This window comes from Coprococcus sp. AM11-30B (assembly GCF_027674365.1).
GTDB lineage: Bacteria > Bacillota > Clostridia > Lachnospirales > Lachnospiraceae > Allocoprococcus > Allocoprococcus comes.
In genome coordinates this window covers 1-21793 of record NZ_JAQDVB010000013.1, presented here as the reverse complement: position 1 = coordinate 21793, position 21793 = coordinate 1, and the positions used below count along the sequence as shown (strand labels likewise).

Below are 21793 nucleotides of genomic sequence, written 5' to 3'. Positions count from 1 at the left end.
AGATCTCATTTCAGCCTGTATAGACAATACCGGGAAGTACTTACAATCTTCTCGCTTCCCCTAACTTCTTTTTCAAATAGTCGCTGCTCATCCTTTCGAATGATAGCCACATCCCAATATCCATCATTAAGCGTCTTGAAGCTTTTTGCATTCACGACATCGACATAGCGCTTGTAATCATCATGGGTACGCTCGCCGGCAATTGCCTTAGCCCAGATTTCGGGGCGCATATCGTAGCTTACCTTTATGTCTTCCCACTCAAAATAATTCATCAAGGTATCGTCGCTGGAGAAAATGCGTGCATCCGTACCCTTTAGTGCATCGACAATCGGTGCCATTTCTTGATCGAATGCCGACCACCCAGACGCCGTCGTGCCAACCGAAGAACAGGCCTCTTTCGAGGCATTTAAAACCGAGGTCGCCAACAGCACTCCGATAAACAGGACGGGCATCAGCCGTATCGCGATGTCCTCTTCTTCGCGTTCGATGCCGGTTCTGTCGATGCCGCATAGATAGGCGCAAACGGCGAACGAAACCGTCCAGGCAATCCAAAAACACCGGATTTTCAGAACGCCCATCACCACCGCTGCAATCCAAAATGCAAGCACGCCGATGTTCGGAATCTTTCCTTTAATGATTGCGATGGCAACGGGAATGACGATACACACCATCGTGCAGACGATGCCATAGGAATCATTCGGACTTGAGATAAATGGACGCATCTCGCTAATGACATTGCCGTAGGACGCGGCTTCCATAGAAAGCACTGTGTAGAGCGCCCCGCCGAACCCGTAGGGATTGAGAAGCGAGGCGATGCACATCAAGAGACATGCCCTCACTAGAGGAATCCGATAGGTGTACCAGGCGACAATATCGGTCTTAAACGTCTTGATATGCAGTTCCCCTATTTCCGGTAAAAGGAAAGACAGGCACGCCGCTAAACATAGGGGCCACATCGCCGCCTGAAGATTCACCTGAAGCAAGGTGACTGCCGGAAGAAGCCAAAGTGCCCGAACGTTACCGTCCTCGCGCCATGCAAAGAGGATATTCAACGTCACGAACAGGCAGCCGGCAGACCACAAGGTAGGCCGTATCGAGATGTAGGTAAACATCTGAAAGAAACCGACCGTATACAGCAGCCAAGTGATCCCTTGGTGCCGGCAACCTCTCGTCAGCCTTTCAATTAAAAAATAATAGGCGATGGCCGCTATCGCCAGCGGCACCACCACCGATGTGGCGACACCGGTATAGCCCGCAAGGGAATACCAGCCATAAAGCCATACATCGTGCAGCCATTGCTGGACAATAATGCCCTGCCCGGGATCCAGCGACCACGGGTTCTCGAAGGGAATCCCGTTGTGTACGATCTCACGTCCCGATGCCAACAGGAACCAACCATCTGTGTCCAACGTCCCGTCTGTACGGATATATCCCGTAAACCACGCAACGAAAATCGATACCATTGCCGCAGTGATGTATGAAAGCATGCGCAACGGGCGTGTGCTATCCCCACTGTCCGATTTCTCGGTATTCACTCGATTCAACACCATATACCTATCCACCTCTCGCCAAGCAAAACGGGCTCCTTGAAAGAAGCCCGTCATTTCAACCATTTGCCTACTGGGCGCCCGTACTGCCGAATCCGCCTGCCCCACGATCGCTTTCAGGAAGTTCATCAACCTGGACAAACGTTGCATGGACGCATGGGATAATGAGCAATTGAGCGATACGATCCCCGGGGTTGATCGTGTATGGGCGCCTTCCGATGTTCACCAACTTCGCCTTTACGGGACCCCGATAGCACGAATCGATAATTCCAAGAGAGTTCGCAAGCATCAGCCCGTGCTTGCAGGCAAGGCTCGAGCGGATCGCCAACGCACCGAAATAGCCCTCAGGGATGGCGACCTCGATTCCGGTATTGAAAAAGGTCGATTCACGCGGCTGGAGCGTCACCGGCTCCGGAATATCGGCGCGTAGATCGGCGCCGGCGTCCGTCGGGTGAACACGGACGGGCAGGAACCCCTCTTTTGCGACAGTCTCGATTTGCATTGAAATACCTTTCCCTAAAACTGATTCCACGTGGATTGATAGCCCCTGCCGGGTGCGTCTTCGCGCTCCCATGGAAGAGCCTCCCCGGCAGATGAGCAGGCAGGTGCGGCCTGCTTCTCAGCAGCCTTCTCCTTCTCCAGAAGGTCGGCGATGTAGGCCTTGACCTGCTCGCTGAACCGCTGTGGGCACTCCAGTTGGACTGTACCCTCACTCGCCTTCTTCTCCATACGCGCATAGAAGTCAATGACTTCGCGACTCGCATGGAGTCGGTTCTTCTCCATCTTCGGGAAGATGGTAAGCCCCTCGATGTTGGAGCAGCGGGACAGACCTACGTAGAGTTGCCCGGCGGCAAAGGTCTTCGTGTGGACGGTGCAGCGATCGAAGGTAAGGCCCTGGGATTTATGGATGGTGATGGCGTAAGCGAGCTTGAGGGGGATCTGCGTGAACTCGCCTACCGTGTCGGAAGTCACCTTGTTTTTCGTTTTGCCCTTCGGGTCAACGAACTCCTCGACAACCGATTTGAGGATCTTCCACGTGTGAGCCTCAATCTTCACCGGCTCGTCAGGGTTGGCATCAAAGGCGACCGTCACGCTTGTCTTGGTGCATTTCACGACCGTGCCCTGCGAGCCGTTGACATATTTACCCTCGGGGTCGTTGACGAGAGACATGACGCGGGCACCGGTGCATAGGGTGATCTTATCGTCGGCCGCGCGATCCCCCTTGTTCACCTTTCCCGTCGCGCTGGCTTGATAGGTGTATTTCTTCCCGCTCAGCTCCGACACGCTCTCCGTATTGATATTCGATGCAAGCCTGTTGTTCGAGCATAGGAACAGGGCATCCTTGGGCGCGTATTTGCGATCCGATACGGAATGCTCGTTGAAATACGGGATGCATGACTCGTCGCCGTTACGCGCGAGATTCAGGTTCCCGATGTACTCCGGATCGTCCTGGCGCACGACCTTCTTCAGGATGTGCGGCTCGAAGTCGAACCCATCCCAGTAATCGGATTCAAACGCCCAGCCCTCGAAATTGCCGGGGTACAGCTTCATGAGGATTGCACGGTCATCTTCCGTGATGACCGGGGGAAGCTGGAAGAAATCACCGACGAGCACGACCTGCTTTCGCCCGGACGAGACCTGGGCATCAGAGATCATGCGCATGACGTAATCGAAAAGGTCGATGCGGCACATCGAGATCTCATCGATGATGATGACCTCCGCGACCGTCAGGACCTTGCGGGGACGAATCTTCTCGGACGGGTTGCATACACCGGCGCTCACCTGAAGAGTACGGTGGATGGTCGAGCCATTGTGCATGTTGAGCGCCGCGATACCCGTCGGCGCCATCGCCGTGTAGGGAACGCTACGGGCCTCAAGGTCATCGATGAACCGGTTGAGCACATAGCTCTTGCCCGTGCCGGCGTTACCGGAAAGGAAGACGTTACGCCCCTCCTTCAGGGCAATGTAGGCGTCCTGCTGGTCTTCGGTCAGACCCTCCAGCTCAGTCTCATCGATTACCATTTCACTTCCACTTCCCCACTAGCGATCTGCGCATACGTCACGGTGATGCGATGCTGCTTGTTCCTACGCGTCGGCAACGTCGAACAGACCAGAAAATTACTGCTCGCCGACTCGAAGCAGACATCAACCTCAACCTTATCGAGACCTTCAGCCTTCTGGCGGCGCGTCGGAGGAAGAAAGACCTTCCCCTTCTTTCCCGTATGGGCCATCGCCGCCGCCCGAATCCTCTCACGGCTCTTGCTGCCGTAGGTCTCCTGCTCATACTCGAACATCGGTATCACTTTCCCCTTTTGTACGTCGGTCTTTTTGATGTAGTAGGATTATACCACAATACCATGCGTTTTGATGTGAAAAAGCCCCGCTTTTCGGGCGGGGCTGAAAGGAAACAGGTATGGTTAGAAGCAGAAGGCGGGACAAACGAAGTGCAACTGCGCCGGATCGCAAGAGTACGTCGGATCACCGTCAATGTAGACAAAAAGGAATGCCGTAGAGTCGATTGGAAACACCGTCCGCTCCCACAGACAGACGTTACTCTTCAGGCAGTCGTTGCCCGAATTGTTTTCCGTCACCTTGCCCTTGAAAGCCTCGTACTGGGTTCCTTCGTTGCCGATCCAAGACCAATCAAGCCATTCGCTATAGGGAGTCTCAACGATTTCTGAGTAGCTGAGCAGGAACAGCCTGTCGGCCGTTGCGGTCACCGGGGCGTCATAATCGTCACCAACGTTGTTCGTGAGCTTCTTGACTGTCTCCACCTTGGACTGGAAATCGGAGGGCATCAGGTTCCAGATCTCACCGGAGTTCATCTTCTGGCGCAACTCCGAGGCCTCCCATCCGCCGGCGGTCGTATTGGTGGCGTTCATCCGGTTAAACAGACCGTTGGGTTTATAGCTGAGGTCATTGTAATAACGGATAGCTGAGGAATTAAGGAACGTCAGACCCGCCTTGCCGGAGCCGTCCGCGAGGTCGTCATGGTTGATGCCGATGATGCGGTAGGTCATGGTCTTGCCGTCTGTGAGCGTTATCGACCACTCGGTACCCGCATCCATGGCTGCCTTCGCCTTGGCGTAGAGCTCGCTCGAGTTGCCCTTTTTCCCGATGTCCTCGGCCACGGCCTTCTGGTCATCGAGCGTCCAGTCGGCTGGATCCTTTTCCTTCAGCTCCTCGATCCGGCTGTCGGTCCCACCGCCTCCACCGCCGGCATTTCCGCCTCCGGTCCCACCGGTGCCGTTTGCCTTGGAAAACCACGAGCTGATGCTGCCACCGGTCTTCGTGACCTGCCCGGAGACCTGATTGCCGAAGGCAAGAAGCCCTGCGCCGATCACGATCGCAACGAGGACGACGATGACGTACTCGACGGTTCCGGCACCTTGCTCGGTGATCCAGCGCCCTGTGAACTTCGAGATCTTTCTCTCCCGCCCACACCTTTCAATCGACAGTATTCTTCCGAATATATCGATTGTCGAATAGACAGGGGGTGTTTCGATTTGTCATGCGCGAATGGATCGATTCGCGGAGCGAAATGCAGGCGAAACGTAAAGAGGGAGTTCCTTTTTACGGAACTCCCAAAAAACAGTTATCCAGTTTTAGCGAAACCGTCGTTAAACCATGGTTTCACCTATAAGGTGTGTCAGCGCTCTATATCATCATGCCCGCTATTAAACTTCCTATCCAACCTCTTCGATGCTTCTTTCGCCTTGGTCTAACAGAGCCTTGCGAAACCCGTCCGTATCCATCTGCCGTCCTACCGATCAATCGAAAGACCGTTTGCCTTGCGCTCCTCTTCCCAAGTATCGATTACTATTTCCTTGGCATTTTCAACGTTGTATCTATGATCAAGCTTGTAATGGCTGATATCCCGATACCAGAAAAGCTCTTTCACGTTTTCCCGAAACCATTTTTTACCGGCAAGTATAAATATACAAGCCATACCTACTCCGGCGCTGTCACTCGGATTGTCGTCAATGTAAAAATTATCGTCCTTGCGCAGCCCCTTCCTCTTGATCAATAGGTCGTCGATGATCGAATGAATCGAGTCTAAATCGTAAATTCCATCACGGATGATTTTCTCATCATCCATGACCAGTTTGATTTTGTTTTGCATTTCGTACCTCCGTGCTACCTCTAGTACTATTGTACCATACTGTTTGCATTTAAAAAAGCCCTGCACCGCCACCGGAACCTCGATAACCAGAACGAAAGCCTCGTTCGTCTGTATGCTAGAAAAAGCGAAGTTCAAGCCCGGAATGGCGGTTTGGCCTATGGGTTGAAAGAACCCATAGACCCTCATTTTCGATATTTTATTGGACAGCTTCGTACCTCTGCGGAACATGGAAAATCGTCACCACAGATTAACGTCAATCGTCCCAATGAATCATCGTCAATTGTCCCAACGACACAGGTAAACCGTATGATTTTAAGGGCGCTGCGGAAGCTGGGAAATGGACGGTCAAGACGCAAACCGTGGCTTGCGAGACGAAAAAAGGGGAGCCCCGTTTGCGGAACTCCCCTTTCCGAGTCGTTATGCGATTTGCCCTACATCTGCCCGTGGCGTTTCTTCCGGTCGAGGAAGACGCCGGCTGCCACAAGGACGGTACCGCCGATGGCGAACGTCTCGCCGATGAGGCCCGCGCGGTCACCGGTCTGGGCGAGGCTGCCGGGCTGGGCGGTCTCCGTGCCGGCGAGATGCTTCGGGCTGTATGCCACCTGTTGCTTTGCGGCCTCCTCTGCCTCCTGTCGTGCGATCTCATCGGAAAGCTCCTGCTCCGCCGCGATGCGGTCGGACTTCGCCTGCTCGTAGGCGGCGAGCGCCGTATCATAGCCGGGCTTGAGCCCGTCCACCACAGCCTGCTTTTCGTCCAGGATGACTTTGGCGGGCGCGACCTTGGCACGTGCCTCGACTGCTGCGGCGAAAAGCGCGTTGAGGGCGTCATCTGCGTTCGCGTCATGGCCGGAAGCAATCGCCGCGTCGGCATTGATGGAGTTCAGCTTCGCCAGCTTGGCGTCTGTCTGCGCCTTTGCCTGTTCGGCAGCGGAGACAAGGGACTCGGCGGCGACGGCGTCAGCCTTCGCGGCATCGAGTTCGGCCTTGGTGTCATTGACGGCCTTTACTGCATCCTGCTCGCGCTGCTGTGCCTCTGCGAGCTTCGCGGCAAGACCGGTGAGGATGTCGAGGTTTGATTGTGCGTTCTCGAGATCGGTCTGGGAGCCGGTAAGCCTCTCGGCGGCAACGCCGGTGTCGGCCTTTGCGGCATCGACGGCACGCTGGGCATCCGCGAGGGCGCTTGCGGTGGTATCCGCCTTTTGCTTGGCGGCTGCGAGAACCGCCGCCTTCTCGGCCTGGTCGGCTACCGCCGCGTCGTGGGCGCTCTTTGCGGTATCGACCGCCTTCTTGGCGTCGGCGACGTCCTGGAAGAACTTCGCGAGGTCGGCGTTCGCATCCATGACGTCCTGCTGCTTGGCCTCGGTGTCCGCCTTGGCGGAATCCAACTTAGACTGTGCGGTCGTTACGGCTGCGTGGGCGGCATCAAAGGCGACCTGCTTCTGCTGGACGGTCGACTTTGCCGTATCGACTGCCGCGTTGGCAGCTTCGAGGTCCGATTTTGCCGCATCAAGCTCGGTCTGGGCATCCGTGACGCCCTGCTGCTTGGATGCGACATCAGCCTTGGCTGCATCGACGGCACGCTGGGCATCGGTGACGTCCTGCTTCGCGACATCGACACCTGCCTGTGCGGAATCCACCGCGACCTGCTTCTGCTGGACGGTTGCGGCGGCGCCGGCGGCTGCCTGCTGCTTGGATGCGAGATCGGTCTTGGCTGCGTCGAGTGCGCTCCTGGCGTTCTTGAGACCGTCGATGTAGGAGATCAGCTTCTGCTCGTACTCGTCGACGGACATGGGGTTCATGTTCCAACCGGAGCCTGCCCAACCGCCGTATTGCAGCGTGAGCGAGAACGTCAAACGGGTGTCATCGTTCAGACCGCATCCCATGACAGCATAGTCAGGGTTGATGATGTTCATGTAATGACCGATACGGTAGTAATCGAACTTGTCCTGGTTGGCGTACCAGAAGTCGTAGGCGTCCTTTCCGGAAAGATTCGTCGCACCAAGGGATGCTGCAGTCTTGTCAAACAGATCCTTTTCCTGATAGATCCAGGCCTTGCAGGGGTCGCGATAGCTCCAGGCAAGGTTTTCACCGACATCGAACTGCTGGGCATGCTCTACATTTTTCGTCGAATAGTTTGCATCTGCAATCGCTGCCGCAATGAGCTTATAGCTTACCTCAAGCTCGGAAAGGCCGACGGACTTACGGTAGGCGTTCACGTTCTTCATGACCGTGATGGACGAAAGCATGTTTTCAAGGCCCGTTGCGTCGAGACTGTTTCCGATCTCGGTGTAGTCTTTGTACGTGCAGTTCTGGATGATCTCGATGGCTGAATCGGCACCCATGGCCTTGAAGAAACCGATGGCTCCCTGCTTGAGCTGCGCGTCTGCGAGATCCACCTTCGTTTGTGCCTCGTCGACCTTCTGCTGGGCGGCGGTCACGGCAGCGTCTGCGGTATCCTTCGCCGCCTCGGCGTTCGCGAGCTCTACGTCGGCGGCCGCCTTGGCGGACTCAGCGTCCTTGACAGCCTGCTTCGCGGCATCCAGCTTGGAGATGGCGTCGACGTTCGCCTGCTTGGCGGCATCGAGGTCGGCGTTCGCGGCATCGAGTGCGGACTGGGCGGCGTTCACACCGGATTCGGCATCGGCCGCGGCCTGCTGCTTTACGGAGAGGGACGCCTGGGCATCATTCAGGTCGGCCTGTGCCGTTGCCGCAGCGGACTGTGCCTGCTCGAGCTCGGACTCGCACTGGGACTGTGCCGCTCGTGCGGCGGCGAGGGCTGCCTCTGCGTCCGTGACCTTCTGTTTTGCCGCATCGTACTCCGGACCGCTGGCGCCTGCCTCCGCTGCGGCGAGGTCGGCTTTCGCCTGCTCATAGGCGGCGCTGGCTGCTGCGGCCTTCGCATCCGCCGCGTCCTTGTTCTGCCTGGCTGCAGCGAGGACAGAATCGGCGGAATCCTTTGCAGACTGGGCCGCAACCAGCTTGGACTGGGCATCGGCAAGCGTCGCGTTGGCGTTGTCCAGTTCGGCCTGTGCCCTGTCCACGGCAGCCTGGGCATCGCGCACGGCCTGCTCGGCGGCACTGATTGCCTCCGGGGTGGCGCTTACAGCATCTGCCTTGGCTTTATCGAGGGCATCCTTGGCATCCTGAGCCGCCTTGAGGGCGGACTGGTACGCTTCGTCCTTCTCGGACGCATCCGCCTTAGCGTCTGCGAGACCCGCCTTCGCCTGCTCGAGGTCCTTGCCAGCGGCATCGGCGGCGTCCTTGCCCTCCGCGACCTGACGGGCGTACTCGTCCATTGCCGCTCGGTCGGCTGCCGTGCCGGCGCTGACTGCCGAATCGTAGGATGCCTTGGCCTGGTCGCGGGCGGAAGCAACCTCGTTGTAGGGGCCGGCGACCTCATCGTAGGATGCCTTGGCGGCGTCTTCCTTCGCCTTCGCCTCGTCGACCGCCTTCTGCAGGTCCGCGATGGTCTGTGCGGCGGATTTCGCGCCGGTACCGGATGCCGCGCCGGCATGGGCGGCGATCGGCGACATCACGGCGGGGTGCTGCGTGGTCCCGTCGCCGGTCTGGGCGAATGCCGTGAACGGTGAGATGAGGCTCGATCCGGTCATGGCGGCCATGGTCGCCGCGGTGACGGTCAGACGCGCGATCCCCTTCGGAGTGTGAATCTTTTTGCTTGGCAGTGCGTGCTTCTTCTCGTACATGAATCTTTTGTCCTTTCTGCGAAACGTGCTGTCAACTATAGCGGATGACAGCCAATTTCGTTTAGTAACGCCCTGTTTTCTTGACGTGTATCAGTATACCACGGTACTAGAGTACTACCTCTGAGAATCTTCTGAAATTTCGTCTGCCCAGTACCAATGATGCCCTTTCGCCTTGCGTCCGGTGGTAATCGCCCGTTTGATCCCACTCCCCGCATATCCGTAGGCAGACATACTCGCCGCGGCGATACTGTCGAAAATCTTCCCGTCATCGCGACGGACCCGCTTCTTACCGCCTCCAAGCCCTGCGTAGATGTCGATATCGCTCACGGCCGTTCCTTCCAATAGCTGCATGTATTGCCATGTCCGGTTTCAAAGGCATGTTCCTCTCCGCGCCTGACGCACAGATATTGAATCTGGGTGTCCTCCGGTCTATGACGTTTGTCGCGAACATGGGGGTTCTGTATGCAATGTGCACACAGGCTGCAGACCTTTTTCTTCCGTGCCTGTTCTTTTTGAAATCCACTGACTGAAGCGCGAAGATCATCATCAGAAACCATAGCTCATCCTTTCATCGGCAAGTCGAGTTCGGATTGTACATAGCAAAACGATTGGGGCGGCCGTTTCAGTTCAGGATTCAAGGTTTGCAGCTCAAGCGAATCCTTGAACGGAACAACTGAATAGATACGGATGGCAACGGCCTTATCGCACCCTTCGTAATATCCAAAGAACCTGTCAGCCGTCAAGCCGCTATGGGTCTTCGAATACGTCCACACGGCCTCCGGAGACGCCTGTAGTATCGACCAATCGGCGATAATACCTGTCACTTTCTGGACCGGCGCCGTCTCATATAGGAGGATCGGCAAGTCAACCAGCTTTGGAGCCCTCTTGCGGTATTCGAAGCGCTTCCTTTCGGTATATATCAGGTCGGCATAATGCGGCTTGATTGACATCAGGATATATTCTTTCGAAAGCCCATTTAAGCCCATTCGTTCCTCCTTTTTTGCATTTGCTGATACGATGATACCACAATACAACGGTGCTACTTACTAGGACAGAAAAATGACCCGGCTCCTTATCGGACACCGGGCCACACAACTGCTCTTCAAATCATCTTATTTTATGAGAAATACAGGGAACGACCTTCTCATTTTTTTTCCGCCCTAAATATCTTTAGAAAGCCATGCACGTCTTTCCTCTTCACGCTCTTTCATCATTCTCGATGTCTGCCATTCAATCTCATCGATGACGCGTTTTCTTCCCTCATCATCAAGTCGAAGGTACGCACAGATCATGCTCCAATCGGCAGCATCCCTTGTCGTCAGCGGAATCATCAGTTGAACTCCTTTCCTATTCGAACTCGCCGTCTGCAAGCCGCATCCTTTAATGCCATGCTCTAAACCGAACGCCACATGGCTTCCGTAGTTGAGACGAAGCCTGTCAGCATATTCCAGCCGGATTGCAACCTAAAAGTGGTGACGTGACTCAGCAATCGAACTCATTGCCGACTACTTCCGCAGAGCAATGCGGGCAGAAGGAATCGGTCAGGGAAATCGGTTCGCCGCAATTGGAACATACGGGAACGATTTCCCCTTCATCGGTCTCAAGTGTCCTGACAACACAAACCGGGCGGTTTATCAGCTCAAACAACCTACCGATAATCGGTCTATTACCAGTAATCTTGATTCCGGGTCCAAACAGCACAGCGGCCAGGAAATCATGAAGATCCGCCTCGCCGATCTCATTCGAGTAGCCATAGACTTCCAGCAAACGGTTTGCCGCGGACCGCCTCGCCCTGTCCGACGTAAGCAGGGTTCTCGGGTCGATGTCATATGTTACGTCGATCCCGTGTCGATCTTTGGGATCAATCTGCATTCCGTCCAGCCTATTCATCTACAGCATGCCCACAGAACGGACAGTAGGTGATCGGTTCGGGTTCCTTTCTCTCAGCCGCCATATATATCTCGATGAGATGTTCAATGCAGGGACCGGTATACTCGCCGACACGGTCGATGATAATGATCTCGTCGGCAGTCGCGCCAGTGTACAATGATGTGGCGGCAAGCATGTTCCGATCGCCTTCGCGATATTCACAAGCCATCTAGAACTTCCTTTCTGTACCAAATCCTTTGCCAGCAAATACCTTATGTGTGGACAAATCTCGTCTTGATCCACCCAGCGCACGTACCTATTTGATATCCAGATAGGTACACGGAACGCTTACATATGCGCCTTGATGGTCCAAAACATTGATATGGCCGTAGGAGAAATCGATGACGTCCGCATGGGCATAATCGGGCGGTAGGCGAAATAAATCCTCGCAGTCGATATAGGCGACGCACCGCTCATACCCGCCGCTACGGATAATCACGAGTTCGCGCACATCGGTCTTCTCGAGGCAATACTCAATAACGGTCATAATCAAATCTCCTTTAGTCTGCGCCCGCATATCGGGCAATAGCTGATGGGAATATAAGCGCAGTCGATGCCGTTGTCGTGGGACATGCTCAAATGCACCCCTTGCGGGTCATTGACCTCGAGTGCGAGCTCTATCCCCTCAATCAGGTCCATATCCCCGCAGACATCATCGATATCGTTGAGGAGCTTGGCGCGGTACGGGCTGCACCACGGGCAATAGCCGTTCGAAAAGACCCCGCGCGATGTACGGTAGGAGTATGCGCTGTGGTTCACCATTCGGAACAGGAGCTCGGAGACGGATGCAATCCGGCTGCTCCCCGAGCCGATCCCGAGGTCGAATTTTTTTAGTAGCCGCCCATGCGCGTCCGGGCAGAAGACCGCCGCGTTCTTGGGGAGCTGCCGAGTCTCGTAGAGCGTCTGGGCGAGATCGGGCGGGCAGACGAGCCAGTTCGCATCGCCCCGGAACGTCAGGCCGTGTCCGCTCTTGAAGTCATCCATGAACCACTCGGTGAAATCGGCAAGGTCCTCACCGGAAGTGGGACCGAGAGGAAGAAGCTCATATTCGGGTTCACCGATTTGTTTCGTTCCGGAGAAATTGACCTTTTGCACGACGAAAGCGGTGTCCTGTCCCTCGGCAAATTTAGAGATCAAACCGAAGATATGGTCGTTCTCTTCGGCATGGGCAAGCTGGTTCTGGCGCTCGGCAACCTCCTGCTCTGCCCTGATCTGGGCAAGCTCCGCCTCCTTCTTGATCTCAGCTGCCTGGTCGGCACCCATCGAGCGGATAATCCCCTGCGAATCTGAGAAATCCTGGACGTTGAACGTGCGAAGCTCAAGACCGAGATTCGCAAGATCGTCACGCGAGCCCTCGAATACCTTATGGTTAAAGGACTCACGGTCACGCATGAGCTCCTTCAGGTCCATCTGCCCGATAACCTCGCGCATCTTTCCGAGCATCACCTCGGTGACCTGACGGGTCATTTCGGCTTTATCCATATTGAGATAATTCTTCGATGCTATCTCGATCAATTCGGGAGTCTGTCCAATCTGGAAGTTTGCGACGGCGCAAGCATGGATAAGAATCGCATCTTGTGTCGGGATTTCATTCTCCGTCGACAACTGAACCTGCACAGCACCGAGAGCCAACGTGTCCACACGCTGCAGACCTGGGATAACGAACGTGCCCTTTCCTGACACGCTACGCGTCTGCCCGAATCCAGATACGATCATCAGTTTGTCCGGCGGGCACTTCCTCCAACAGGACTCGAACACGACGATCATCAAGATCACGATTAGAAGCGGTCCAAGCAGAGGACCAAACAAGTCAAAAAGCATCTCTATTCCTTTCTGTTGATGCTTTGGTGAATGGGGCTATTATACCATAATACCGGAATATGGCGCCAAAAAAGGTCACCCAAACGGATGACCTTTGCAAACGGTCGCGTTTCGCCATTACCCCTGCAACCGCTACGCACTTGCGCGCGGCGATGCGGTGGATCCCCCGCGCCCCTATGAACACGTTCTTCTAACCATACGTCCGCAAATGGATTGAAGCATCTTTGCCTATACGTATAATGAAAGACTGAACTTAAGGAGCAAGGATGAAGGCAATTAAAGCAGAGGACACGAGGTCGTTAGAGCCTTTCCGCGACCGGATTATTGAGGGCGATTGCCTTGAGGTGATGAAGGGCATTCCCGGCGAATCCATAGATATGATTCTCTGCGATCTTCCTTACGGAACCACACAGAATAAATGGGATTCGATTATCAACCTCGACCTGCTCTTTACCGAGTACATGCGCATCATCAAACCGCATGGCGCTATCGTCTTGACAAGCAGCGGGCTTTTTACCGCGAAGCTGATGCTTCACGCCCCTGAGATATATAAATACAAGCTCATTTGGGTTAAATCAAAAGCAACCAACTTCTTGAACGCGAAAAAGCAGCCGCTTCGCAAATACGAAGACATATGCGTTTTCTATAAGGCGCAGCCTACTTACAATCCGCAGATGAGCGAAGGTGAAGCCTACGACAAGGGAGTTCGCAAAGATCAGCTCACTGGAAGCTATGGTGCTTTTTCCCCGAAGCACGTAAAGAGCGACGGCAGCCGTTATCCAACTGACATCGTCTATTTTAAGACGGCCGAATCCGAGGGTGCCGTATACCACCCTACTCAAAAGCCGGTTGAGCTCGGTCGTTATTTGATCAGGACATACACAAATCATGGAGACATCGTTCTCGACAACGCTTGCGGAAGCGGATCGTTCTGTGTTGCAGCCGTGCTGGAAGGGCGTTCTTTCATCGGCATTGAGAAAAACGAAGATGTTGCTTTGTTTAAGAAGCGGCCCGTCGATTACATCGACATATGCAATCAACGTATTAAAGAGGCCAAGCGAACCTTTGAGGCGGAACAGCAGGCAATTAGCTAAAACCAGTTATTTTACATACCCATATATAGTAGCATGCGGACTCAAAAACTTCCGGGACTTCAAAAGCAAGCGGAACGTTGACCTTTTCGTTATTCTTTCTGCATTACGACTTGATTTACGGTGTCTCAGAAGCGGAGAAAAGAGATTCGTTAAACATTTGCTTGGTGAATTACTACTTAGTCTACGGTACCTCTGAAACGCGGAGCGTAGCGTAGACACGAAATGAGAGGGTGAAATACTGCTTGGTTTGCGGTACCTCCGAAACCGGTGAACTACGCGCTGACGCTGAAGATGTGGTGAACTACTACTTGAATTACGGTACTTCCGAAACATTGATCATGGCAGCTCCTCTTTAATCGTGGTGAACTACTGCTTGGATTACGGTACCTCCGAGACCACAGCCCGGGCATGATGGTGCCGCTGATGGGTGAACTATTACTTGGATTACGGTACCTCCGAAACTCGAGCTCGTCGATGAAACGGTCTAGCTTGGTAAACTACTGCTTGATTTACGGTACTTCCGAAACCCTCGACCCAGCACGAACTTGTGAAGGCCCAGTGAGATACTACTTGGATTACGGTGCCTCCGAAACTTCATGGAGTACGCATGGAACACATTAGTGGTGAACTACTGCTTAGTTTGCGGCACCTTCGAAACTTCGTCCGACCTCTATCGAGGCGTAGTAAGGGTGAACTACTACTTGATTTACGGTACTTCCGAAACTACTCCCGCATCAAGGGTGAGGACGTCATCGGTGAGCTACTACCTGGATTACGGTACTTCCGAAACGGAGGTACTTATGCAACATCAGACTGTCGTGGTGAACTACTGCTTGGTTTACCGTACCTCCGAAACGAATGGAACGCCCCGCGCTTATCTGTAAAGGTGAACTACTGCTTGGATTGCGGCATCTCCGAAACGCAGATTTGGTTATGTCACTCTCGATCAAGGGTGAACTACTACTTGATTTACAGTACTTCCGAAACTGCGCGAGTCCGGCAAGCTCATCCAAATCCGGTGAACTATTGCTTGGATTACCGTACCTCCGAAACCGTTATTCGAGCTAAGGGCTACCTTTTTGGGTGAACTACTACCTGGATTACCGTACCTCCGAAACACCACAGTGTACGTCTTCTGTGCAACGTTTGGTGAACTACTACCTGGATTACGGTACATCCGAAACCTAATACCAATATCTCGAGAAATCTTATCGGTGAACTACTGCTTGATCTACGATGTCTTCGAAACGCAATGACTCGCCGAATTCGATTTCCGGTTGGTGAACTACTGCTTGATTTACGGTACTTCCGAGACTCGAGCTGATTAGCGCCGGAGTGCGCGAGGGTGAACTATTGCCTAGATTACTGTACGTCCGAAATACCGGTGCCGACGGACGCGTTACCTGCAAGGGTGAACTATTGCTTGATTTACGGTACCTCCAAAACACTTGTCTGCCATTATCGCGAAACGAAGGTGGTGAACTACTACTTGGATTACCGTACCTCCGAAACCCGGGCATCGGATGAATCGTCCCGTGTCGGGGTGAACTACTACCTGGATTACCGTACCTCCGAAACCTCACTGCGTTCGCTGATTGATTGACCAATGGTGAACTACTACTTGGATTACCGTACCTCCGAAACGATATGAAAAAAGTCCCAACGCCGGCAAGCGTGAACCACTACTTGGATTACCGTACCTCCGAAACCGAGCAGTAGTTTTGTGCCCATTAAATTAGGTCTTAACTAATTACAGATAAAAGAAATTCCTGTTCTCAACAGGAAAAATGGTGAATATCACTATGCAAATCAAGCTGAATAAAATCTCTCAAATACCAGCCGAGATTTTCAAAAAAACTCGGCAAAAATCACCGTTTTGAGCCTATTTTCTGGGAGATTTTTAAAAATCTCCTGATGCGCTGTGCACATTTCTCCGTGCTTTTAATGCGCATAAAGCCAATCAATTTTATCTTTTCAAAGAGCATGTACATAGTATCAGAGTATCAAAGTACTTCAAGACACCAATTTGAACAGTATTTCAACTTTGTCCAACAGTTGACACTCCCCGTAGTTGAAACCAGGGAGTTTACGACGGTTTTAATAAAGCGGTAGCAAAATCGAGGTCGGCATATGGCGCGAGTCCGTCAAAATCAGCGTACAGCCTCTTTCTGCTGCTTCTTGCAAAAGATGATCAGCCAGAAAAACACCGTGGGCGTCAAGAAAAATCGTGTCGCATGCGCGGAAGATGAGGTACGAGGCGGGGTACATGGTTGTGCAGAATCAGACATCTGAACAACCGATATAACTCCGCCTCGATGAATACGACATATACGCCGTTTTACCAAATCTTCGTTTTCACCTCATGAAGACCGGCCGGCGTAGTATCAATAAAACAAGCCTTTGACTTCGGGTCGTTCAGCACCTTGTTAAAGGTGAACACCAGGCTTCCGCCAAACGTGTTGCCGCCGAGAATCTTGGTGTCCGACATATTCCGAAGTCCGCTTGCCTGTTCCATTACCTGAATTTCAGCCTGTGCAATCTTGTAAACGATAGCCGGGAATTCGTATTCACTCGTTGCTGCAAGGATGTCCTTCGGATGTTTCAACGAACCAAGCTTCAGCTGAACCGTCAGTTTCGGGTAATTGACCGGAAGTTTCTCCAGGAGCAGATCCCAGAGCCCAATCAAAGACTCTGCGGCTTTCTCAAAATCAATCCTTGCGGATGCTCCGGCATTTCCTGCCGCTACAATCGTCTCAACTCCCTTCAGCAGGTACATCTCATCAATCGCCAATGGCATCTGGCGCACCGGATACACCTGCTTCTCACCGGCGATCCGGAAGCGCTCGCCATAAAGCTCGATCATCGTGTTCTTAAGAACACGGGCACGAACGATGCGAACGAATTTCTCTTTTGCCGTTTTCGCCAAACCGCGAGCATACATCTCGAGCATAGCGTTGTAAGTATCCGGATCAGATTTCGATGCGATCGCAGTCGGTACCGCACCGAAACGAAGCTGTTTAACCTTTTTCTTCATCACTTCATAGACAAAGAAATTGGCAAACGTCTGAGAGCTGTACCCACCATAAATTTCTGCCGGACGGTCTGACTTCGTGGCAATCAGTTTCGACTTCTCCCTTGGAGAGTAAATCGTCTGTTTCCAAAATGCGCCGCCGTCTTCAAAGGCGGCATATGTGACACGAAGGTTCTTCCATCCACATGCACGATAGATGCGCTCCACCTCTTCATCCTTGTTCCAGTAAACCTCACCTGTGTCCTTGTCGACACGGTCAAAGAAGAAACCGCCGGCAAAGAAATCAAGTTGTGACTTCGGAGCCTTCTTGTTCTCCTCATCAACCAGCTTGATCTTGCGCATGTACTGCTCATACTTAACGCGATTATGGACGAACGCTGGCTTCGCAAGTTCCATATAGCGCCCGACCTCGGCTGCAAGCAGAGCGTCGTGTGCGTGATAGAACTGGTTCGCTTTAAGGCTTTTCGGAATTCCGATCCGGCTGCGTACGGCACCGATAACCCCAGCCTTAACGGGAATGACAACCGTTCCCGGATACTTTGCCGCAACCGCAGCCGTAAACAGTTTTGCCTCCCAGCTGTTTTCCGTGAACTGCCTTCCGATGATCGATTTCAGCATGCCTTCGGAAATCTCAGTACGGATCAGCGCGTTGAGCTTTCGCTCGGACATAAGTCCGGCGTTACGAAGCATCCTCCAAAATGGCAGCATCTTCCGCTGCACCGCTGGAGACACGAGCAGCGTTTCACTCTTATAACGACTGGCCTCTGCATAAACAAGCACCTTGTTATCCAGTGACTCGTCTTTACGGTAAGCAAGCGGTACAACATGGTCGACATAGTAATCATTCGATGCAATCCGAGTGATGTCGATCGGCTTTCCCGTATAAAGGCATTTTCCTGCCTGATGGAAATACAGGTAGATGCGCTCGTTAATCTCCTTCTCATCGAACATGCCAAGCTCACGAAGCAGCTTCGCCGCACCAAGGTCCGCCGCTGCATCCGCATCCAATGCCTTGAGTGCCTGCTTGATCTTATCGGAGCGCTTGGCGGTTCGCTTACCCTTTCGGCTATTCGAGGCGGTTCGCGTCACCTTCAGATAAATGCGATCCGGAGCCTTACCGGCAACAGAAACGATGTCATCCAACACCTTCATCGCCTGACTCACGCCTCGACGAAGTGCCGGCGAACCGGGAAGTGCGTTCAAATCAAAACCTTCTGCCATCTGCATATGCGAATCGTTAAGCCTCTTGATTTCCATTTTGAAACCAAGAACATCGTCATTCAGAATCTGCATCAGGTTCATAGATGAACCACGATAGCGACCATAAGGCCTGCCCTGCTCAAGGACATCCATGACGCACATATCGCCAGAAGCCGTATCTGCCCAGATGCCGGTCAGCAGTCTCTCAGACAGCTTTCCCCAACCGGAAAGGCGCTTATGGCAGAAATCGTCAACCGCCTTTTCCGTGAGCAGGTCGCCATAGGTTTTCAGAATCTTTCGGCGCAGGATATCGCGATCCTCAAACACTGTATTCCACAGAACCAAGTCCTCCGCCATGCTCATGTCGGAAGCACTGAGCGCTTTCACGTCGAAGAGCCTGCAGAAATATGCATAATTGGACCGCTTGGAAGACATGGCTTTCGGATTCGACGTACCACGAACATGAGGATGTGCGATAAAGAAGTCTCGCTGCAGCACGGACTCGATGCGTTTCACCGTCATCGTCTTTCCATCCGAAGCGGCATCATAGATAGCCTTCCGCATTCCAGCATCGAATGGCATCCAGGAATCTCCATCCTCCGTAAAGCTGAGGCTCGCAAGCTCATTAAAGAAACAATATTTCTCATACAATAGAGAATTCTTCGCCAAAACATCCTCGCCGTCGAGATAGGAGCACTCTCCTGTCATGCGGCGGATGAAAAGCTCGGCTGTCGTGTCGATATCAATATGATCCTCATAATTCCAGGGAGACACAAATGCGTCCTCATGACCAGCAAGACGTTTCACCCATGCAAAACGCGTGCCATTTTCGCCGGCTTTACCATGGTCCGTACTGTCAAGAGGACCGACATAATAGGGAATTCGAGAAGTCAGAACCTTCAGAATATGCTCGCGAGCATCAATGAGCCAAGGATAGAAACGCCCCTGGTTGTCGATGATTCGATTTACAACCTCGGCGTGCAACTGATAGGGAATCGCAGCATTGTCGACCGTATGAATACGGCGCAGGAAAGCATGATTTGCAAATGCCTCCATCATCGTCTTGTATTGCGGATCGTTCACGGCATCGGTATCTTTGAACAGGAGCTCTACACGCTTGGCAAACTCCTCATAACCGAGAACATTCAGGTTGTAGGCGGTATAGCCCATGTTTTTTTTCGGGCTATCCTGCTTCTTTACCTGAACCTTGTCGTAACGGTACCTGTCCTCACACTTCGGACCGCCAAAGAACCGAACGTAATCTTTAAATCCGTCCTCGTCAATATTACCGTCTGCATCCTGCTTCGCGACATACTTGAGTGCAAGATTTTTAAGCATGCGAAGCTGCTTCCCATACACGTCATACTGGGCAACCTGATTGTGCGAAAGGCTTTTGCCAGGTGCGTAAGAAAGCATCCCCTGAAGCTTCCAGGAAGTGTAGAGCGCCTGCGCTGCCATCAGAACAGAAACGAGGGAATCCGGACAAGAATCCGACAGGAACTCCTCCAACGCATCGCCATCGGAAATCGATACTTTGGGAAGTTTCTCAGCATCGGGAACAAGCACCGTCAGATCTGCCTTATAGCCGGCGACAAGATCTGCAATGGCTTTAATTTGAGCCTTCTCCGTTTTCTTCTGAATATCATCGCCCGACACGCACATGGCAGATGCGAACCGCTTCTGCAACTCACGCGCCGTTACATTTCCATTGATGTCAAGAGCTTCCAGTGACGGCTCGATCCGCTCGTCAAGAGTGTCCTCAAAATAGGACACAAGAACTTCCGCGTAGTTTGCAACCTGCGTATCGATGTCAGAGTTCGTAGACGAAACATTTTGGTTTTCGAGCAGAAAATGACCGCGCCGGACAACATGATTCGCAACGGACTCGAAAATCAGACGCGGATCCATAGCGCTATCTGATTCCATAAGGGCGACGTCCAGATGGGCAAGCGTCGGGAACGAATGGAACAGACGACTATAGCTGAATCCGATCGGGTCACTCTCGAACCGAATTTTTCCAAGCTTGTAGGACATCCGGCGTCGGATAAAGAAATCCGGATCAATAGAGGAAATCACCGGTGCGAAAACGCGCTCCATCTCATGTTCACGTCCACGACGGCGCTGGATTCCACGGCGGGAAGTTCGCGGCATACGCGCCTCAGCTGCATGCTGACCTTCCTTGAAAACACGGGTTCCCATAACCGGTTGCTTTCCATGGTACAAAACATTCCCGTTCGGATCCGTTGCAACGAATCCATGTGCCGTCGAACTTAACTCGAACCCGATGGAATAAGGCCCACTCATCTGCTTTAACTTTTTCATAGCGTATTTCCTTTCCCACACATAGGCGGTATGCGGCTTTCTTTTTGTAGTGCCATTATACCACAGTACCAAAATATTCCAGTTGTGATTGATGATTCTCTATCGCTCAAAAAATTGCTTCCAAAAATTTCTTCAGAAACTTTCAATTCCCGCGTCCCATGCTCTCCTGCTGTGCTATATTGGTCGTGGTGAATTACCGCTTGGTTTACGGTATGTGTAAGTCGAAATACGGCTTCAAAGCCACAAACTGCCCTTTAGGGCGCCCCGTATGGGGCATTTTTTTTGGCGATTTTTACTGAAGAAGAATGGTTTCTCATAGAAAAGGGGTTGCTGGAATATTTCCAGCAACCCCTTTATAGAACATTTTGATTCAAACTGTCATATTTGAATACCAAGGCTTTTCGCAAGCGCTTGCGAATCACCCTGTCGAGACCAATATCCTCGAATAGCTTTCGGAACGCCAAAATCCAAGCGTTCAGCATCAAAGTAATGCTTTCGGCATCCATATCACCTTACCTACAACGGTCTTCTTCCGGAATAATCTTGTTCAGCGTATTTTCAAATACTTTGGATTCTCTTTTTACCGCTTCTGCCTTCTCGCTAAGTGGAAGACCTTTCTTGTGAATCATCTTAACGGAATTAAGAAGCATCGGTATTTTGGTTGTTGCTTGGATCTCGTTGAATTTCTCTTCCATCGCTTTGCAAAGCGCATGTTCATCCACGATAGGAATCCGTAGCAATTCCCTTACTTTCTCTGTAATATAGTGGTTCAGCGCTCCAAGCCGATCCTGTGGAAGCGGATATGTTGGATGATTCTGGAACTCAAAGCCGATCATCCTGCGCAAAAGCTCATGCTGCTCCGCTCCCATAACAATTCCAGCCATATCATTAAAGGCGATATTCGCTGTTGCAGGTAGGTAATATCGATTTGAACGATCAAGGAAATCCGCATAGTCTGTCTCATCATCTTGCGCAAACAAGGACAGATTGTGGTCAAACAACGGGGCTAATCCCAACAGCCG

18 protein-coding genes are annotated in these 21793 nt (G+C 52.7%); 1 reads left to right on the top strand and 17 read right to left on the bottom strand.

Annotation, left to right across the window (positions count from 1 at the left end; genetic code table 11):
• Positions 1 to 5: 5 nt before the first annotated feature.
• The 15 genes from PGU50_RS09885 to PGU50_RS09820 form a co-directional block, all read right to left on the bottom strand.
• Positions 6 to 1613, bottom strand: coding sequence for a hypothetical protein (locus PGU50_RS09885; protein ID WP_270246834.1), 1608 nt, complete (start codon positions 1611 to 1613; stop codon positions 6 to 8).
• Positions 1614 to 1617: 4 nt separating this feature from the next.
• Complete coding sequence (gene dut / locus PGU50_RS09880; protein ID WP_118219603.1) at positions 1618 to 2049, bottom strand: dUTP diphosphatase; 432 nt, start codon at positions 2047 to 2049, stop codon at positions 1618 to 1620.
• A 14-nt stretch (positions 2050 to 2063) separates the two neighbouring features.
• Entirely contained in the window at positions 2064 to 3569 is a 1506-nt protein-coding gene (locus tag PGU50_RS09875) for an ATP-dependent DNA helicase (protein WP_270246833.1), read from the bottom strand.
• On the bottom strand, positions 3563 to 3841 hold the full coding sequence (locus PGU50_RS09870) for a hypothetical protein (RefSeq protein WP_118199931.1): 279 nt from the start codon (positions 3839 to 3841) through the stop codon (positions 3563 to 3565). The genes PGU50_RS09875 and PGU50_RS09870 overlap by 7 nt, the downstream gene beginning before the upstream one ends.
• Before the next feature lie 123 nt (positions 3842 to 3964).
• Positions 3965 to 4891 carry a DUF6273 domain-containing protein gene (locus PGU50_RS09865; RefSeq protein ID WP_118372740.1) on the bottom strand — a complete coding sequence of 309 codons (927 nt, stop codon included), beginning with the start codon at positions 4889 to 4891 and terminating at the stop codon, positions 3965 to 3967.
• A 419-nt stretch (positions 4892 to 5310) separates the two neighbouring features.
• Entirely contained in the window at positions 5311 to 5670 is a 360-nt protein-coding gene (locus tag PGU50_RS09860) for a hypothetical protein (protein WP_147351998.1), read from the bottom strand.
• 431 nt (positions 5671 to 6101) lie between these two features.
• Complete coding sequence (locus PGU50_RS09855) at positions 6102 to 9374, bottom strand: CAP domain-containing protein (protein ID WP_270246832.1); 3273 nt, start codon at positions 9372 to 9374, stop codon at positions 6102 to 6104.
• Positions 9375 to 9488: 114 nt separating this feature from the next.
• Complete coding sequence (locus PGU50_RS09850; RefSeq protein ID WP_044998675.1) at positions 9489 to 9701, bottom strand: hypothetical protein; 213 nt, start codon at positions 9699 to 9701, stop codon at positions 9489 to 9491.
• Positions 9698 to 9931 (bottom strand): hypothetical protein, encoded by a 234-nt coding sequence (locus tag PGU50_RS09845; RefSeq protein WP_147351999.1) that lies wholly within the window; start codon positions 9929 to 9931, stop codon positions 9698 to 9700. The genes PGU50_RS09850 and PGU50_RS09845 overlap by 4 nt, the downstream gene beginning before the upstream one ends.
• A gap of 3 nt (positions 9932 to 9934) precedes the next feature.
• Positions 9935 to 10360 (bottom strand): hypothetical protein, encoded by a 426-nt coding sequence (locus PGU50_RS09840; protein WP_118199891.1) that lies wholly within the window; start codon positions 10358 to 10360, stop codon positions 9935 to 9937.
• Between the two features lie 174 nt (positions 10361 to 10534).
• Positions 10535 to 10705 carry a hypothetical protein gene (locus tag PGU50_RS09835; RefSeq protein WP_158571908.1) on the bottom strand — a complete coding sequence of 57 codons (171 nt, stop codon included), beginning with the start codon at positions 10703 to 10705 and terminating at the stop codon, positions 10535 to 10537.
• Between the two features lie 151 nt (positions 10706 to 10856).
• The gene (locus PGU50_RS18235) at positions 10857 to 11246 is read right to left on the bottom strand and encodes a zinc-ribbon domain-containing protein (protein WP_158571910.1); all 390 of its coding nucleotides are present in this window, start codon (positions 11244 to 11246) and stop codon (positions 10857 to 10859) included.
• Positions 11247 to 11256: 10 nt separating this feature from the next.
• Positions 11257 to 11472 (bottom strand): hypothetical protein, encoded by a 216-nt coding sequence (locus PGU50_RS09830; protein ID WP_118372744.1) that lies wholly within the window; start codon positions 11470 to 11472, stop codon positions 11257 to 11259.
• Positions 11473 to 11559: 87 nt separating this feature from the next.
• A complete protein-coding gene (locus PGU50_RS09825; protein ID WP_118372745.1) occupies positions 11560 to 11790 on the bottom strand; it encodes a hypothetical protein in 231 nt (76 codons plus the stop codon).
• A gap of 2 nt (positions 11791 to 11792) precedes the next feature.
• Complete coding sequence (locus PGU50_RS09820; protein ID WP_270246830.1) at positions 11793 to 13124, bottom strand: SPFH domain-containing protein; 1332 nt, start codon at positions 13122 to 13124, stop codon at positions 11793 to 11795.
• A 266-nt stretch (positions 13125 to 13390) separates the two neighbouring features.
• Between PGU50_RS09820 and PGU50_RS09815 the strand changes: the two genes are divergently transcribed.
• Positions 13391 to 14218 carry a DNA-methyltransferase gene (locus PGU50_RS09815; RefSeq protein WP_270246828.1) on the top strand — a complete coding sequence of 276 codons (828 nt, stop codon included), beginning with the start codon at positions 13391 to 13393 and terminating at the stop codon, positions 14216 to 14218.
• 2338 nt (positions 14219 to 16556) lie between these two features.
• On the opposite strand, the gene cas9 is transcribed toward PGU50_RS09815, so the two are convergent.
• Both cas9 and PGU50_RS09805 read right to left on the bottom strand, forming a co-directional pair.
• A complete protein-coding gene (cas9, locus tag PGU50_RS09810; RefSeq protein WP_270246827.1) occupies positions 16557 to 20753 on the bottom strand; it encodes a type II CRISPR RNA-guided endonuclease Cas9 in 4197 nt (1398 codons plus the stop codon).
• Between the two features lie 530 nt (positions 20754 to 21283).
• The coding region (locus PGU50_RS09805; RefSeq protein ID WP_442872531.1) for a hypothetical protein at positions 21284 to 21793 on the bottom strand (510 nt) is incomplete at its 5' end.